At 66.5% G+C, this 14,875-nt stretch carries 15 protein-coding genes and 1 pseudogene; 10 read left to right on the plus strand and 6 right to left on the minus strand.

Features of this window, described 5'->3' with window-relative positions; genetic code table 11:
• Positions 1-107: 107 nt before the first annotated feature.
• Complete coding sequence (locus ACZ0AE_RS01045) at positions 108-545, plus strand: hypothetical protein (protein WP_448132765.1); 438 nt, start codon at positions 108-110, stop codon at positions 543-545.
• Between the two features lie 177 nt (positions 546-722).
• On the opposite strand, the gene ACZ0AE_RS01050 is transcribed toward ACZ0AE_RS01045, so the two are convergent.
• Positions 723-2,093 carry a helix-turn-helix domain-containing protein gene (locus ACZ0AE_RS01050; RefSeq protein ID WP_463602044.1) on the minus strand — a complete coding sequence of 457 codons (1,371 nt, stop codon included), beginning with the start codon at positions 2,091-2,093 and terminating at the stop codon, positions 723-725.
• Between the two features lie 111 nt (positions 2,094-2,204).
• Between ACZ0AE_RS01050 and ACZ0AE_RS01055 the strand changes: the two genes are divergently transcribed.
• From ACZ0AE_RS01055 to mmsB, 5 genes are read left to right on the plus strand one after another with little or no spacing between them, the layout of a single operon-like run.
• Positions 2,205-3,710: a CoA-acylating methylmalonate-semialdehyde dehydrogenase gene (locus tag ACZ0AE_RS01055; RefSeq protein WP_463600174.1), complete on the plus strand. Its 1,506-nt coding sequence runs from the start codon at positions 2,205-2,207 to the stop codon at positions 3,708-3,710.
• Between the two features lie 31 nt (positions 3,711-3,741).
• Positions 3,742-4,896 carry an acyl-CoA dehydrogenase family protein gene (locus tag ACZ0AE_RS01060; RefSeq protein WP_463600175.1) on the plus strand — a complete coding sequence of 385 codons (1,155 nt, stop codon included), beginning with the start codon at positions 3,742-3,744 and terminating at the stop codon, positions 4,894-4,896.
• Complete coding sequence (locus ACZ0AE_RS01065; protein ID WP_463600176.1) at positions 4,893-5,690, plus strand: enoyl-CoA hydratase; 798 nt, start codon at positions 4,893-4,895, stop codon at positions 5,688-5,690. Before ACZ0AE_RS01060 ends, ACZ0AE_RS01065 begins: the two co-directional genes overlap by 4 nt.
• Positions 5,687-6,862, plus strand: a complete 1,176-nt coding sequence (locus ACZ0AE_RS01070) for an enoyl-CoA hydratase/isomerase family protein (RefSeq protein ID WP_463600177.1) — start codon at positions 5,687-5,689, stop codon at positions 6,860-6,862. The genes ACZ0AE_RS01065 and ACZ0AE_RS01070 overlap by 4 nt, the downstream gene beginning before the upstream one ends.
• Complete coding sequence (gene mmsB, locus ACZ0AE_RS01075) at positions 6,859-7,749, plus strand: 3-hydroxyisobutyrate dehydrogenase (protein WP_038691101.1); 891 nt, start codon at positions 6,859-6,861, stop codon at positions 7,747-7,749. Before ACZ0AE_RS01070 ends, mmsB begins: the two co-directional genes overlap by 4 nt.
• A 290-nt stretch (positions 7,750-8,039) precedes the next feature.
• Here the strand turns inward: mmsB and ACZ0AE_RS01080 are convergent, their stop codons facing one another.
• Complete coding sequence (locus tag ACZ0AE_RS01080) at positions 8,040-8,465, minus strand: organic hydroperoxide resistance protein (RefSeq protein ID WP_228884588.1); 426 nt, start codon at positions 8,463-8,465, stop codon at positions 8,040-8,042.
• Between the two features lie 111 nt (positions 8,466-8,576).
• Between ACZ0AE_RS01080 and ACZ0AE_RS01085 the strand changes: the two genes are divergently transcribed.
• On the plus strand, positions 8,577-9,419 hold the full coding sequence (locus ACZ0AE_RS01085) for an AraC family transcriptional regulator (RefSeq protein ID WP_448132770.1): 843 nt from the start codon (positions 8,577-8,579) through the stop codon (positions 9,417-9,419).
• A 64-nt stretch (positions 9,420-9,483) separates the two neighbouring features.
• Here the strand turns inward: ACZ0AE_RS01085 and ACZ0AE_RS01090 are convergent, their stop codons facing one another.
• The 4 genes from ACZ0AE_RS01090 to ACZ0AE_RS01105 form a co-directional block, all read right to left on the minus strand.
• Positions 9,484-9,927 (minus strand): hypothetical protein, encoded by a 444-nt coding sequence (locus tag ACZ0AE_RS01090; RefSeq protein WP_463600178.1) that lies wholly within the window; start codon positions 9,925-9,927, stop codon positions 9,484-9,486.
• A 196-nt stretch (positions 9,928-10,123) separates the two neighbouring features.
• The gene (locus ACZ0AE_RS01095; RefSeq protein ID WP_038691093.1) at positions 10,124-11,080 is read right to left on the minus strand and encodes a cation diffusion facilitator family transporter; all 957 of its coding nucleotides are present in this window, start codon (positions 11,078-11,080) and stop codon (positions 10,124-10,126) included.
• Between the two features lie 157 nt (positions 11,081-11,237).
• Entirely contained in the window at positions 11,238-11,741 is a 504-nt protein-coding gene (locus tag ACZ0AE_RS01100) for a hypothetical protein (RefSeq protein ID WP_185753395.1), read from the minus strand.
• Between the two features lie 96 nt (positions 11,742-11,837).
• Positions 11,838-12,614, minus strand: coding sequence for a hypothetical protein (locus tag ACZ0AE_RS01105; RefSeq protein WP_185753394.1), 777 nt, complete (start codon positions 12,612-12,614; stop codon positions 11,838-11,840).
• Positions 12,615-12,775: 161 nt separating this feature from the next.
• Between ACZ0AE_RS01105 and dusA the strand changes: the two genes are divergently transcribed.
• The 3 genes and pseudogenes from dusA to ACZ0AE_RS01120 all read left to right on the plus strand — a co-directional run.
• Complete coding sequence (gene dusA / locus ACZ0AE_RS01110) at positions 12,776-13,792, plus strand: tRNA dihydrouridine(20/20a) synthase DusA (RefSeq protein WP_463600179.1); 1,017 nt, start codon at positions 12,776-12,778, stop codon at positions 13,790-13,792.
• Positions 13,793-14,003: 211 nt separating this feature from the next.
• A complete protein-coding gene (locus ACZ0AE_RS01115) occupies positions 14,004-14,375 on the plus strand; it encodes a hypothetical protein (RefSeq protein ID WP_038691089.1) in 372 nt (123 codons plus the stop codon).
• 71 nt (positions 14,376-14,446) lie between these two features.
• Positions 14,447-14,725 (plus strand): annotated as a pseudogene (locus tag ACZ0AE_RS01120) (response regulator); the annotation flags it as partial.
• Positions 14,726-14,875 lie beyond the last annotated feature (150 nt).

A 14,875-nucleotide genomic window follows, 5' to 3' on the forward strand; every position in this document is an offset into this window, starting at 1 on the left:
TGGCCGGCTCCTCATGAAACCCAGCATTACCGGTAGAGCCGACCGTTGGTCGGCTGCGCATCTCGTTTATGCTCGTTGACGCGCCGCTCTCACCAGGATGGAACCGCATGACCCCACGCATGGCCTTGCTGCAGACACTCGAACACCTCGACGCGCTCGACCCCGACCACCTGCCGGTGGTCCCGCTGGATGCGTATTTCACGGGCAATGATCAGGAAGAATCGATCGCGCCGAACCAATGGGAGTTCGGGCGCCCGCCCATCCGCGAGCTGCACGCACGCTTTCAGGCCATCGCCGCGCGCCCGGACGTCCAGGGCGTGTATGTCGGCCTGCATCAGGACTGGGGCATGGCGCTGGAAGACGACACCGATTGGCCGGCAGCGGAGAACATCCACATCCTCACCTCTGCTGACGCGCCCACCGTGCAGTCATGGCTGGAAGGCCTGGAATCGGACGGCGCCAGCGCAGGCTGGCCATACGGCCAGCATGCCGCAGCACCCGTGCCGGCCGAGGGTTTCCAGGTCTACTCGGTGTTCTGGGACTAGGACAGACGTCGACCAACGGTCGACTCTACGCGGGTGGAACGCATGCATGCCCACCCCGACCGATGGCACACACCGCATCCCGATCGATTCCAGTCACCCGGTAGAGCCGACCGTTGGTCGGCTGCCCTTCGCATCGAACATTCCTGGCGCCGGATGCAAGTCGACCAACGGTCGACTCTACCCGCGGCCTGGTAGCTGCGCGAACGCGCGTTGCATGCAATCTTCGCGCGGGCACACGCGGCAACCCGGGCCGATGGAGACCGAGTTGCCCGGGCTCTGGATGTCCAGGCCGCGCGAGTAGATCAGCCGTTCGGCATGCTGCAGGTCGCAGCCCAGCGCCACCGCGAAGGTCTTGCGCGGTTGCCCGTGCCCGATCGGGCCGCTGCTCACCTGCCGCGCCAGCCAGAAGTGGCGGCGCCCGTCGGGCATGCGCGCGGTCTGGGTCAGCACCCGACCCGGCTGGTTGAACGCCTCGTACACGATCCATAGCGGGCACGAGCCGCCCACCTGCGAGAAGTGGAAGTCGGTGGCCGAGTGGCGCTTGGACACATTGCCGGCCCGGTCCACGCGGATGAAGAAGAACGGCAACCCCGGCGCACTGCGCCGCGCGAGCGTGCTCAGCCGATGGCACACCGCTTCAAAGCCCACCCCGAAGCGGTGCGCCAGCGCATCGATGTCATAGCTGCTGTGCTCGGCCGCACGCAGGAACTGCGCATACGGCATCACCAGCGCGCCGGCGAAGTAGTTGGACATGCCGATCCGCGCCTGCGCGATCTGCTCCGCTTCGCGGAAGCCGGCGCGCGCGATCACCGCATCGATCTGCGCCGCATAGCCCAGCAGCGCCAGCTCGGCGGCCATCTGGAACGCCTGCTGGCCCGGCTCCAGATAATCGGGCAGCCATAGCGTGCGGCTGCCCCCGTCATAGACGCGCTTCTCGCGCCCGGCCTGCAGTGGCGCCACCTCCACCAGCACCCCGTGACGGTCGGCCAGCAGCTGGCGCAGCCGCGGCGCCACGTGCCCGGCCACCAGCCCCCACTCGCCGAACAGCTGCTCGGCCAGGTCGTCCAGCTCGGGGATGTGGTTGTGCATGCGGTTGAAGAAGTCGCGCACCTGGTCGCCGGCCGGCAGCGCCTGCCCGGCATGCACGTCGCCCAGCTGGAACTCCAGGGCGGCAGCGTGCTCGCGCAGCGCCAGATGGCGGCGGTGCAGGTCCAGCAGGGCCTGGCTCACCTGCGGCAGGTTGCCGGCCATGGCGCGCAGCTCGGTGCTGCTCACGTCGTCCAGGCCGAGGTCGCGCAGGGTGTCGCTCAACGCTTCCTGCAACGCGCCGGGTTCATCCACGTCGAACAGCCCGGAAACGTCGCCCAACACCTCGCGCAGCTTCTGCTGCACCGCCGGCGTCAGCGGGCGCTTGTTGCGCTCCATCTGGTTCAGGTAGCTGGCCGACAGCCCCAGCGCCCGGGCCAGCTCAACCTGGCTGTAGCCGCGCTGCTCCCGCAGCTTCAGCAGGCGCAGGCCGATCTGACGATGGGTGGGCTGGCTATTCACAGAATTCACAAGAATCGTAGCGGGCATTGGCCAGATTAAGCGTATACAGCCCGGAAATCGAGGATGGCTCTGTGAATAATGCCAACAACTTTCGACCCCCCGGGATTGTCCATGACTGTTGCAGCGCCCCGTATCCGCATGTTGATCGATGGCCAGTTCATCGAATCGGCCAGCTCGCACTGGCAGAACGTGGTCAACCCGGCCACCCAGGACGTCCTGGCCCAAGTCCCGTTCGCCACCCTGGGCGAGGTTGACGCCGCCGTGGCCTCGGCCAAGGAAGCCTTCAAGACCTGGCGCAAGACCCCGATCGGCACCCGCGCCCGCATCTTCCTGAAGTACCAGCAGCTGATCCGCGAGCACATGAGCGAGCTGGCCCACATCCTGTCGGCCGAGCAGGGCAAGACCGTGCCCGACGCCGAAGGCGATGTTTTCCGCGGCCTGGAAGTGGTCGAGCACGCCGCTGCCATCGGCAATCTGCAGCTGGGCGAACTGGCCAACAACGTGGCCAACGGCGTAGACACCTACACCCTGCTGCAGCCGCTCGGCGTCTGCGCCGGCATCACCCCGTTCAACTTCCCGGCGATGATTCCGCTGTGGATGTTCCCGATGGCCATCGCCACCGGCAACACCTTCATCCTGAAGCCGTCCGAGCAGGACCCGATGGTGACCATGCGCCTGGTCGAACTGGCGCTGGAAGCTGGCATTCCCAAGGGCGTGCTCAACGTCGTGCACGGTGGCGAAGAGGTGGTCAACGCGATCTGTGATCACCCGGATATCAAGGCTGTTTCGTTCGTCGGCTCCACCCGCGTCGGCACCCACGTGTACAACCGCGCCTCGCTGGCCGGCAAGCGCGTGCAGTGCATGATGGGCGCCAAGAACCACGCCGTGGTGCTGCCGGACGCCAACAAGGAACAGAGCCTCAACGCGATGGTCGGTGCCGCCTTCGGTGCGGCCGGTCAGCGCTGCATGGCCGCCTCCACGCTGGTGCTGGTGGGTGAGGCGCGCGAGTGGGTGCCGGACCTGGTGGCCAAGGCCAAGACCCTCAAGGTCAGCGGTGGCAGCGTCGCTGGTACCGACGTCGGCCCGGTGATCTCCTGCGCCGCGCGTGAGCGTGTCGAAGGCCTGATCGCCTCGGGCGTGGAGCAGGGCGCCAAGCTGGTGCTCGATGGCCGCAACCCGCAGGTCGATGGCTTCGAGAAGGGCAACTTCGTTGGCCCGACCATCTTCGCTGGCGTCAAGCCGGGCATGCGCGTGTACGACGAGGAAATCTTCGGGCCGGTGCTGGTGATCCTGGAAGCGGACACCCTGGAAGACGCCATCGCGCTGATCAACGCCAACCCGAACGGCAACGGCACCGCACTGTTCACCCAGTCCGGCGCGGCCGCCCGCAAGTTCCAGGAAGACATCGACGTGGGCCAGGTCGGCATCAACGTCCCGATCCCGGTGCCGGTGCCGCTGTTCTCGTTCACCGGTTCGCGCGCGTCCAAGCTTGGCGACCTGGGCCCGTACGGCAAGCAGGTGGTGATGTTCTACACCCAGACCAAGACCATCACCTCGCGTTGGTTCGACGACGAGACGCTGGGTCATGGCGTCAACACCACCATCAGCCTGAAGTAAGCAACAACGGAGTTCGACCATGAGCCACTCGATGACGACGGAACTCGACGAAGCGCAGCAGGCCTATAGAGAGGCCGCGCGTGACTTCGCCCAGGCCGAACTGGCGCCGCACGCCGCGCGATGGGATGCGGAGGGCATCTTTCCGCGCGAGGCGATCGCCAAGGCAGGGGAACTCGGGTTCTGTGGCCTGTACATGGACCCCGAGGTCGGTGGCAGCGGCCTGAGCCGTCTGGACGCCGCCGTCGTCATCGAGGAGCTCGCCAATGTGGATCCGTCCACGGCGGCCTATGTCAGCATCCACAACATGGCGTCGTGGATGGTGGACAAGTGGGGCCAGGAGAGCCTGCGTGCCGCGTGGGGCGCAGACCTGTCGTCCGGCACCAAGCTGGCCTCGTACTGCCTGACCGAACCGGGTGCCGGTTCGGATGCCGCCTCGCTGAAGACCAGCGCGGTGCGTGACGGTGACGATTACGTATTCAACGGCTCCAAGGCCTTCATCTCCGGCGCCGGTGCCACCGAACTGCTGGTGGTGATGGCGCGCACCGGCGGTGCCGGCGCAGGTGGCATCAGCGCGATCGCGGTGCCGGCCGACCTGCCGGGCATCAGCTACGGCCGCAAAGAAGAGAAGATGGGCTGGAACAGCCAGCCGACCCGTGGCATCACGTTCGAGAACGTGCGCGTGCCGGTCAGCCACCTGCTGGGCGAGGAAGGCAGCGGTTTCAAGCTGGCCATGAAGGGCCTGGACGGCGGCCGCATCAACATCGCCGCCTGCTCGCTGGGCGCTGCCCAGGGCGCACTGGATGCCGCCCGCCGCTACATGGGCGAGCGCCGCCAGTTCGGCAAGGCGCTGTCGGAATTCCAGGCGCTGCAGTTCAAGCTGGCCGACATGGCCACCCAGCTGGTGGCTGCCCGGCAGATGGTGCACACCGCCGCGCGCAAGCTCGACGCCCGTGCCAGCGATGCCAACGTGTGGTGCGCGATGGCCAAGCGCTTCGCCACCGACGCCGGCTTCAACATCTGTAACGACGCGCTGCAGATCCACGGCGGCTACGGCTATATCCGCGAATACCCCATTGAACGGTTGCTGCGCGATTCGCGCGTGCACCAGATCCTGGAGGGCACCAACGAGATCATGCGTGTGATCGTGGCCCGCCACCTGCTCAATACCGACGAGGAACTGCGATGATCGACTGGCGCACGCATGATCACACCGGCCTGAAGGTCGAGGCCGATGGCCACGTTGCCGTGGTGACGCTGGACAACCCGCCGGCCCACACCTGGACCGTGCACAGCCTGTCGGCGCTGCGCGACCTGGTGGGTGCACTCAATGCCGACAGTGGCATCTATGCGCTGGTGATCACCGGCGGCGGCGAGAAGTTCTTCTCGGCCGGTGCCGACCTCAAGCAGTTCGCCTCCGGCGACAAGGCCGCGGCGCGCGAAGCGGCGCGCCGTTTCGGCGAAGCGTTCGAAGCGCTGTCCGGCTTCCGTGGCGTGTCCATCGCCGCCATCAACGGCTATGCGATGGGCGGTGGCCTGGAATGCGCGCTGGCCTGCGACCTGCGCATCATCGAAGACCACGCCCAGGTGGCGCTGCCGGAGGCCACGGTTGGCCTGCTGCCGTGCGCCGGTGGCACCCAGAACCTGCCCCGCCTGGTCGGCGAGGGTTGGGCCAAGCGGATGATCCTGCTGGGCGAACGTATCGATGCCGATACGGCCGTGCGCATCGGCCTGGCCGAGGAGAAGGTCGGCAAGGGCGAGGCCAAGGCCCTGGCGCTGGAATGGGCGCACAAGGCCGGCAAGCAGAGCCCGACCAGCATCGCGGCCTGCAAGACCCTGGTGCAGGCCACCCGCAGCGGCACCCACGCCTCCGCACTGGTGGCCGAGCGTGAGGCCTTCGTGGACCTGTTCGACCGGGCCGACCAGGCCGAGGGCGTCAATGCCTTCCTGGAAAAGCGCGCCCCGCAGTGGAAGAACGCATGAGCACGCCGGCCGCCAGCGACGAGGCCCCGGTGCTGTTCGAAGAACGCGCGGCCGCCAACGGCACGCGCATCGGCATTGCCACGCTCAACGCACCGCGCACCCTCAATGGGTTCTCGCTGCCGATGGCGCACCTGCTCCGCGAGCGGCTCGATGCCTGGGCCCGCGATGACGGCATTGCGCTGGTGGTGTTGCAGGGCGCGGGCGAGAAGGCGTTTTGCGCCGGCGGCGACCTGCACAGCCTGTACCGCAGCATGGTCGACTACCGTGAAGCCGGAAAGACCGACATCCGCGACAACGCCTACGCTGCCGAATTCTTCGACGTCGAATACCGTGTCGACTACGCCATCCATACCTATCCCAAGCCGATCCTGTGCTGGGGCCACGGCATCGTGATGGGCGGCGGCATCGGGCTGATGTCCGGCGCCAGCCACCGCGTGGTCAGCGAGCGCTCCAAGCTGGCGTTCCCGGAGATCACCGTGGGCCTGTTCCCCGACGTGGGCGGCAGCTGGTTGCTGCCGCGCGTACCGGGCAAGGGCGGCCTGTTCCTGGCGTTGACCGGTGCAGCGCTCAATGCGGGCGATGCGATCTATGCCGGCCTGGCCGACATCCACATCGCCGAAGCGCAACGGGGGGCCGTCTTCAACGCGCTCACGCAGGTGCACTGGAGCGACGACGCCAAGCGCAACCACGACCAGCTCGATGCACTGCTGCAGCAGCACGCCAGCGACGCGGCCACCGGCCCGCTGCTGCGCAACGCGGCGGCCATCGACGCGCTGTGCACCGGGGATGACGTGCCGGCCATCGTGGCCGCCATCACCGCGCTGCAGACCGATGACCCGTGGCTGCAGACCGCGCAGGCCACGCTGGCCGCCGGTGCACCCGGCTCGGCGCGGCTGGCGTTCGAGCTACAGCGCCTGGCCGAGGGCGCAGCGCTGGCCGAGGTCTACCGCATCGAATACATCGCCGCGCTGCATGCGGCCGCCCACGGCGATTTCGCCGAAGGCATCCGCGCGCTGCTGATCGACAAGGACCGCACCCCGCAGTGGCAGCCGCGCACGCTGGCCGACGCCACCGCGCCGTGGGCCCAGACCTTCTTCGTTTCGCCGTGGTCGGACGCCGCGCATCCGCTGGCCGACCTTGGCACCTCCGTCCCTGAAAGGAGCCACGCATGAGCCGTATTGCATTCATCGGGTTGGGCAACATGGGTGGCCCGATGGCCGCCAACCTGGCCAAGGCCGGCCACGCCGTGCGCGTGTTCGACCTGGTGCCTGCCGCCGTGCAGGCCGCCGTTGATGCCGGTGCCACCGCCGCACACTCCGCGCTGGACACCCTGACCGACGCCGAGATCGTGATCTCGATGCTGCCGGCCAGCCGCCACGTCGAAGGCGTGTACCTGGGTGATGACGGCCTGCTGGGCGACATCCCGGGCGGCGCGCTGGTCATCGACTGCAGCACGATCGCCCCGGCCACCGCGCGCAAGGTGGCCGAAGCGGCCGCGGCGCGTGGCCTGCAGATGCTGGACGCGCCGGTCTCCGGCGGCACTGCCGGTGCACAGGCCGGCACGCTGACCTTCATTGTCGGCGGCGAGGAAGAGGCGCTCGAACGTGCGCGCCCGATCCTGCAGGCGATGGGCAAGAACATCTTCCACGTGGGCGCCAGCGGTGCAGGCCAGGTGGCCAAGCTGTGCAACAACATGGCGTTGGGCGTGATCATGGCCGTCACCGGCGAATCGATCGCCCTCGGTGTCGCGCACGGGCTGGACCCGAAGGTGCTGTCGCAGATGATGGCGGTCAGCACCGGCCGCAGCTGGGCCACCGAAGTGTGCAACCCGTGGCCGGGCGTGCTGGACAATGCGCCGGCGTCACGCGGCTACAGCGGCGGCTTCGGCAGCGACCTGATGCTCAAGGACATGGGCCTGGCGGTGGAAGCGGCGATGAGCGTCGGCGCGTCGATCCCGCTCGGCGAACTGGCCCGCAACCTGTACTCGATGAACCACCAGGCCGGCCGCGGCAAACTGGATTTCTCCAGCGTCGTGCAGCTGATCGCCAACGAAAAGTAACGGGTAGTGCCGGCCGCTGGCCGGCAACCTCATGAACCCGGACGCTGCCGGCCGCTGGCCGGCAACTTCACTATCGAAACCGGCGACATCCGGCTTCACCGGTAGGCAACGACCGTTGGTCGTTGCCCGCCACACCAGACGCATCCCGTGGGCGCGCCCACGGGATCCACCGCGGTGGGATGGGCGGTTGCCGGGCTATCCAGCCAGGCAGCCGCCCATTTTTTTACCCGTGCGTCAGGTGCCGCCCGTAGGCCGGTACGGCACCAGCGGCACCTGCGGCACCTGCGGCATCAGGCAACGGTCAGCGTCACGTCGATGTTGCCGCGGGTCGCGTTGGAGTACGGGCACACGATGTGCGCCTTCTGCACCAGCTCTTCCACCTGCTCGCGCGGCAGGCCCGGCACGCTGATCTCCAACGCCACTTCGATGCCGAAGCCGGTCGGGATCTGGCCGATGCCCACCTTGCCGGTGATCGCGGTCTCGGCCGGCAGCGCAACCTTGGCCTGGCCGGCCACGAACTTCAGCGCGCCCAGGAAGCAGGCCGAGTAGCCGGCGGCGAACAGCTGTTCCGGGTTGGTGCCCGGGCCGCCCGCGCCGCCCAGCTCGCGCGGGGTCGACAGCTGCACGTCCAGCACCTTGTCGGACGAGGTGGCGTGGCCTTCACGGCCGCCGGTAGCGGTGGCGGTGGCGGTGTACAGAACCTTTTCGATGGACATGGGAATCTCCTGTGGCGTGGAATGGGGTGGGCCAGATGGCAGGTGTACTTTGACCGGTCCAGGGGTACGTTGGGTTACATTTCGTCTGTCAAACTTGACCAGGAGTCCAGAATGGTCGATCGCCTCCAGTCCCTGCTTAGCCGTTTTGCGGTCAGCGCCGAAGTCTTCCACGCCGGTCCGCTGTGCGGCATCAACGACCTGCCCGCCGATGGCGAACGCGGCCAGCTGCACCTCATCCGCGAGGGCCAGGTCCGCGTCGAGCACGCCGACGGCAGCGTGCTGCAGATCGACCAGCCCAGCGTGCTGCTGTATCCGCGCCCGCTGGCGCATCGCTTCGTGACCGATCCCCAGCGCGGCGCCGACTTCGCCTGCGCCCACCTGCAGTTCGAAGGTGCCGGCAACAACCCGGTCGCCGCCGCGCTGCCGCCGGTCATCTGCCTGCCGCTGGACCAGCTCTACGGCGGCCAGCCCATCCTGTCGGTGTTGTTTGAAGAAGCCTTCGCCCAGCGCTGCGGCCGCCAGGCGTTGCTCGACCGCCTGTTTGAAGTGGTGTTGATCCAGATCCTGCGCGCGCTGATGGAAAGCGGCCAGTTGCGCGTGGGGCTGCTCGCCGGCATGGCCCATCCGCGCCTGCGCCATGCGCTGGTGGCCATGCACGAGGCACCGGCCGACGAATGGACGCTGGAATCGCTGGCCCAGCGTGCCGGCATGTCACGCAGCGCGTTCGCCGACAGCTTCCGCGACACCATCGGCAGCACCCCCGGCCACTACCTGCAGGGCTGGCGCACGCGGCTGGTGCAGCAGGCCTTGCGCAAGGGGCAGCCGCTCAAGCGCATCGCCATCGATGTGGGGTATGGCAGCGAAGCGGCGCTGTCGCGCGCCTTCAAGGCGCAGACCGGGCAGTCGCCGCGGCAGTGGAAAGAGGGCGTGCGTGCCGCGACTGATCCATCGTGACCGTGGCATCGGAAACATGCAGTGATGTATTGCCCGCCGGCCGCTCGCGAATTCACCTTCGGCGTCAGGGAGTTTCCACGGGCGCGCTTCCCTTTCGGAACGTGTAGCCCGTCAAGCCCCATTCGCCCCCTTCGCCGGCGGGCGGCGCTGCCCAGCGATAGTCCCACGTCTGGGTGGTGCCATCGGCAAATGTGCTTTTCACGCTGTAGGCATCGCCCGGGTTGCCCTTCGTCGGCACGCTGTCTGGCGCGCTGATGGAGGCAGGTGATCCGGGGACGTGCTGCTTCCTCTCCACGACGACTGCGCCATTACGGGCCAGCGGGCGTCTGTCGGGCGAGTGCGCTGCGATCCACTCAAGGACGCGGGTACCTTCGGGATCGCCCGATACATACGTGTGGCTGGTAACGACGGTGGTGTGCGCGGCGGCACCGACATCTGCCGGCATGGCAAGCACACCTGCGACGGACAAGCACAGGGCAAGCAGCCTGCCCGTTCCATGGTCGACCATATCTGCTCCTCGTGCGTCGCGCGCTGGGCTGCACGCGTTTTCAACCGTTCGACGTGAACGGTACCGAGGAGCTTAGTGGGTAAGTGTCCGGTCGGCCAATCCGATGGCGGGATGGAAATCGACGTTCAGTGCGGCAGTGACTATGCCTCGACAGGAGACGGTGTTGCTCCAAATGCGCGTGCACGACGGGCACACGTCAGATCGCCCACTCCCGATCGGTGGTGAACATGATCGTCAGCCACCGATCAGTGGACTCCTCCCCCAGCGCCTCGCCGATCTCATCGCGCAGGCGGTCCCATTCCAGCAGTGCACGCGGCGGATCGTCGGCGCGCACCACGAAGAACAACTCGATCTGCTCGCCACGCCCCACCTTGGCCACGTAGCTGCGGTATTCCAGGAAACCGTGCCGGGCCACGATGTCGCGCGCCACGGCATCCACGTGCGCCTGCAGGTCCACCGGGGTGATCAGCAGGATGTCCGACAGCGCCTGGCGCACCGTGCCCAGCGGCGCCACCATCACGAACAGGCACACCACCAGCAGGATGGCCGGATCGATGTAGGGCACCAGCCAGGCCCAGTGCGTGCCGCCCAGCAGCCAGCCGCCGATGAAGGCGACCAGGTAGGCCGCCGACATGCTGGCCGACACCACCCAGTTCTTGCCGTCCAGCGCGATGAACTCCGAGCCGATGCTGCGGTTGACGCGCCGGATGAACACCGCCAGCCCGATCTCGGCAATGATCGACAGCACCGCGAACAGGATCGCCGGCCCCAACGCGATCTCGCGCCCGCCCGACATCAGCGCGTCCACCGCATTGACCGCCGCGTACAACGCCGCGCCGATCATCAGCGTGCCGCTCACCCCCAGCACGATCGGTTCCAGGTGCCAGAAACCCATGGTGAAGCGCTGGTTCAAGCGCGACTGCAGGGTGTCCACGTTGGTCGACATACTGATCAGCCGCACCACCAGCAGCGACAGCCAGGTCATCACCACGTCGATCAACCCGTAGATGCCGTCGAAGATGATCAGCGACGAGTTGGCCAGGAAGCCAAACACCACGGCGGCGGCCGCCATCGCCAGCGAGGCGGCGATGGACAGGCGCAGCACGCCTTGTTCGGTGGTGGGGTCGAACGGGCGTGGGCGGGAAGGGGACATTCTGTGTCTTGCGGTGCGGGGCGATGCATTCTCGCTTGAATTTGGGCGACAAGGACCAAGCGCACTGCAAACGCATTCAGGTGACTGCTTCCAGCGGCGGTTAACGCCATCGTGGCCTGAGAAGCGCGGCATGAGCTGCGCTTCTCAGTGGGACAAATTACCCCATGCCTGGGCATTCCAGAATGGGGATCGAGGTCGAAACACAGTGCTCAGCACCGCCACCGGCTGAAGTGCATGCTGTCCCCGTTTGCGTCCCAGAGAAACACCCTTCCCAAGGGTTGCTGCCACTACCCCCGCTGTCACCTGATCCGCCCCAGTCCCCGCCTATTCCACCGCCGCCATCGTTGGCGCCATTGGCGATATCATTTGCCGCTTCTTTCATGGTCTTGCCGCAGGGTTTGTGCATGTTCGTTTCAACAGGGGGCGCGCATGCTACTCCAAAAGCAGCGCACAGCTGAAGGGGCACTTTTACGTTGAGCTCTACGTCCCGAAGCGCAGATCCAAATTGCGATTGCAGTTCATCGCCGATGGTGCGCCAGTGAGCGGCGACCGTGTTTGCGGCGTTGACTTTAATGGGGGCGCTCATGAGAGCACTTACGGCACACGCAACTGCTGCCGCCGACGCGAGCAAAAGAAACGGAAAAGCAAGCTTGTACCGCATGACATACGCTCCTTCGGGCACCTTCCATGAGTACCTGACGCCGTCGGCGCCCTGACGGCGACTGGCGGGTAATGCGAATGAGTCGAAGCAGCGATCTCAGCGAGATGCAGGTGCGCCGCTCTTTGCGATTTCCGAAATTAGATCGTTCAATCCTGGGCGGCTATCGATTCCAAGTGGAGGCAGTCCATTTTTCTGCCGGTCCACCTCAATATTCGCAATAACCTGGTGCGCCATCAGGGTCGCGTACATCTCTTGCTGTGGCGTCAGCTTTGACCGGCCGTTGACCAATCCTGCCGGCCAACTGCCTCGTAACTCAGCTGCCTTTCGATAGGCTGAAGCTCGTACGGGGTCAGAAATGCCATCTACACCATCCTCATGAATCCGCGCGATGGTCTCTAGTGCGTAGATCGACCCAGACTGTGCAGAAGCAGCCAGAAACTCCATCGCTTCCGTGCGTCGGGAGGAGTCAAGAAGTGCTAGCTGTTCTGCGTCCAGGATCGCAGTGGGATCCAGTAGCTCGGCTTGCTCGAGTGGGCCTCTCGCACCTCGTCGAAGCAAAGCATCGCGGGCCGCTTCAGTTGAGGGATATCCATTGCGCACCAACCACGCCACGTCGGCTTCGGTCTTCGCGCCGGAAAGAGCATCCCCAATACGTGGGGAGGCACTTGAAGCGGAGCCCGATGAGCGACTAGCGATAGGCGCGCGCGCAACTGGAGCCTTGTCCGACCCCAGGCTGACGGGCTGCTCTGAAGAAGAACCAGCCGCATGGGATTGCTTCGCGTTGGGTAGCCCACGTGTTGTCCATGTAACAGCGGCTGCAATCAAAAGTGCGGCAACGCCAACGCCAACCACAACAGGTCTTGCTGACTTCATGTCCCCCCCATGTTGACTTCATGTCTAGTTCATAAATGTTTCGCAGTTCCTCGCACGTGTCAATGCCTGACGACATGCCCCTGCCTGCGGGCAACGTTCATTCCAAGCAGGTAAACTATTGATTGCGCTGGCAATGCCAGCAGTATCCGACGCTCCGCCCGATGACCCTGCCCACCACCGACGCCGCCGCGCGTTACGCCGCCTCCCTGCGCCTGTCCGTCGCCCCGATGATGGACTGGACGGACCGCCATTGCCGGTACTTCCACCGGCTGCTGGCCCCGGGGGCGCGGCTGTACACCGAGATGGTGCACGCCAACGCGGTGATCCACGGCGACCGCGAGCGCCTGCTCGGCTTTGATGGCAGCGAGCATCCGCTGGCCCTGCAGCTGGGGGGCAGCGATCCGGCCCTGCTCGCGCAGGCTGCCCGCATCGCCCAGGACTGGGGCTATGACGAGGTCAACCTCAACTGCGGCTGCCCGTCCGACCGGGTCCAGGCCGGGCGCTTCGGTGCCTGCCTGATGCGCGAGCCGGCCCTGGTGGCCGAGTGCGTGGCGGCCATGGTCGCGGCGGTGGACATCCCGGTCACGGTGAAGTGCCGCCTGGGCGTGGATGAAGATAACGACTACGAAACCTTCCGCAACTTCGTCGATCAGTCTGCCAACGCGGGCAGTGCGATGTTCATCGTGCACGCCCGCAATGCGTGGCTGAAGGGGCTGTCGCCGAAGGAAAACCGCGAAGTGCCGCCGCTGCGCTACGACTGGGCCCACCGGCTCAAGGCCGACTGCCCGGCGCTGCAGATCGTGCTCAACGGGGGCCTGGCCACCGTGGAGGCGGCGCAGGCGCAGCTGCCGGCGCTGGACGGGGTGATGCTGGGCCGTGCGGCCTACCACGACCCCTACGTGCTGCATCAGCTGGAGGCCGCCCAGACCGGTGCGCCCGTGCAGCCGCGCGAGGCACTGTTGCGCGCCATGCGCCCGTACATCGAGGCGCAGCTCGGCCGCGGCCTGGCCCTGAAGCACATCACCCGCCACCTGCTCGGCCTGTTCCACGGCCAGCCCGGGGGCCGCGCATTCCGCCAGGTGCTCAGCGAAGGCGCGCACCGCGCAGGTGCCGATTGGGCGCTGATCGAGCAGGCGCTGGCGGTGACCCGCGCCCAGGCCGAACGCGTCGCCGCGTGAGGCGCGTCACCTTGTCGGCTTGACAAGGCACCCACTTTAGCCGCCAATGTTCACTTAGATGAACGGCGCCGAGGTGCGACCGGAAAAGTTCAGACCGGATTCACTGCGTAAAACCAAGAATTCGCTAAAGATTCGTAAAGCGCCGGCCCAGGTCGGCGGCTCCGATTCACAACTTTTGAACGTTTCGCTGTGCTCCGCTAGGATCAAACCGATGCTCTCCGTGACCCGCCAACGCCGTCTTGCCGTCCTCGCCCTGCTGGCGACGGGCGCCGCTGCCTCCATCGGCAGTGTGTCGGCGCAGGAACCGACCCCGGATCCGGCACGCGGTGAGGCCATGGTGCGGGCCGCACGCGGGGCAGCGCCGGAACGTTCGCTGTCCGACGCGGTCCGCCGCGTCCAGCGCACCACCGGCGGCCACATCCTGGGTGCCGAACGGGTGCCCTACGACGGCCGCGACATCAACCGGGTCAAATACATGGACGATCGTGGTCGGGTCCGCTACATGGACGACCCCGCGCCGGCGCGTTCACAGCCCCGCGCACCGCGATCGGATATGTCTTCACTACGCGGCGATAACCCCTGAACAGGGATAGTTGTCGTAATCAACTGTATTCCACTGGCCCCCGGCCATACCCAGGACACTAGGGAGAGTTCATGCGTATCCTTCTGGTCGAAGACGAAGCCCCGCTGCGGGAAACCCTGGCCGCCCGGCTCAAGCGCGAAGGTTTTGCCGTCGACGCTGCGCAGGACGGTGAGGAAGGTCTGTACATGGGCCGCGAAGTGCCGTTCGACGTTGGCATCATCGATCTCGGCCTGCCCAAGATGTCGGGCATGGAACTGATCAAGGCGCTGCGCGATGAGGGCAAGAAATTCCCCGTGCTGATCCTTACCGCACGCTCGAGCTGGCAGGACAAGGTCGAAGGGCTCAAGCAGGGCGCCGACGATTACCTGGTCAAGCCGTTCCATGTCGAGGAACTGCTGGCCCGCGTCAACGCGCTGCTGCGCCGTGCCGCTGGCTGGAGCAAGCCCACGCTGGAATGCGGGCCGGTTGCGCTGGATCTTGCCGCGCAGACGGTCAGCGTC

It is taken from the genome of Stenotrophomonas sp. AC248 (assembly GCF_979258185.1).

Coding starts and splice junctions, on each gene's coding strand:
- ACZ0AE_RS01070 (WP_463600177.1), top strand. CDS start 5,687: ATGAGCACGCCGGCCGCCAGCGACGAGGCCCCGGTGCTGTTCGAAGAA.
- ACZ0AE_RS01055 (WP_463600174.1), top strand. CDS start 2,205: ATGACTGTTGCAGCGCCCCGTATCCGCATGTTGATCGATGGCCAGTTC.
- ACZ0AE_RS01095 (WP_038691093.1), bottom strand. CDS start 11,080: ATGTCCCCTTCCCGCCCACGCCCGTTCGACCCCACCACCGAACAAGGC.
- ACZ0AE_RS01105 (WP_185753394.1), bottom strand. CDS start 12,614: ATGAAGTCAGCAAGACCTGTTGTGGTTGGCGTTGGCGTTGCCGCACTT.
- ACZ0AE_RS01085 (WP_448132770.1), top strand. CDS start 8,577: ATGGTCGATCGCCTCCAGTCCCTGCTTAGCCGTTTTGCGGTCAGCGCC.
- ACZ0AE_RS01045 (WP_448132765.1), top strand. CDS start 108: ATGACCCCACGCATGGCCTTGCTGCAGACACTCGAACACCTCGACGCG.
- ACZ0AE_RS01115 (WP_038691089.1), top strand. CDS start 14,004: ATGCTCTCCGTGACCCGCCAACGCCGTCTTGCCGTCCTCGCCCTGCTG.
- ACZ0AE_RS01080 (WP_228884588.1), bottom strand. CDS start 8,465: ATGTCCATCGAAAAGGTTCTGTACACCGCCACCGCCACCGCTACCGGC.
- mmsB (WP_038691101.1), top strand. CDS start 6,859: ATGAGCCGTATTGCATTCATCGGGTTGGGCAACATGGGTGGCCCGATG.
- ACZ0AE_RS01100 (WP_185753395.1), bottom strand. CDS start 11,741: ATGCGGTACAAGCTTGCTTTTCCGTTTCTTTTGCTCGCGTCGGCGGCA.
- dusA (WP_463600179.1), top strand. CDS start 12,776: ATGACCCTGCCCACCACCGACGCCGCCGCGCGTTACGCCGCCTCCCTG.
- ACZ0AE_RS01090 (WP_463600178.1), bottom strand. CDS start 9,927: ATGGTCGACCATGGAACGGGCAGGCTGCTTGCCCTGTGCTTGTCCGTC.
- ACZ0AE_RS01060 (WP_463600175.1), top strand. CDS start 3,742: ATGACGACGGAACTCGACGAAGCGCAGCAGGCCTATAGAGAGGCCGCG.
- ACZ0AE_RS01065 (WP_463600176.1), top strand. CDS start 4,893: ATGATCGACTGGCGCACGCATGATCACACCGGCCTGAAGGTCGAGGCC.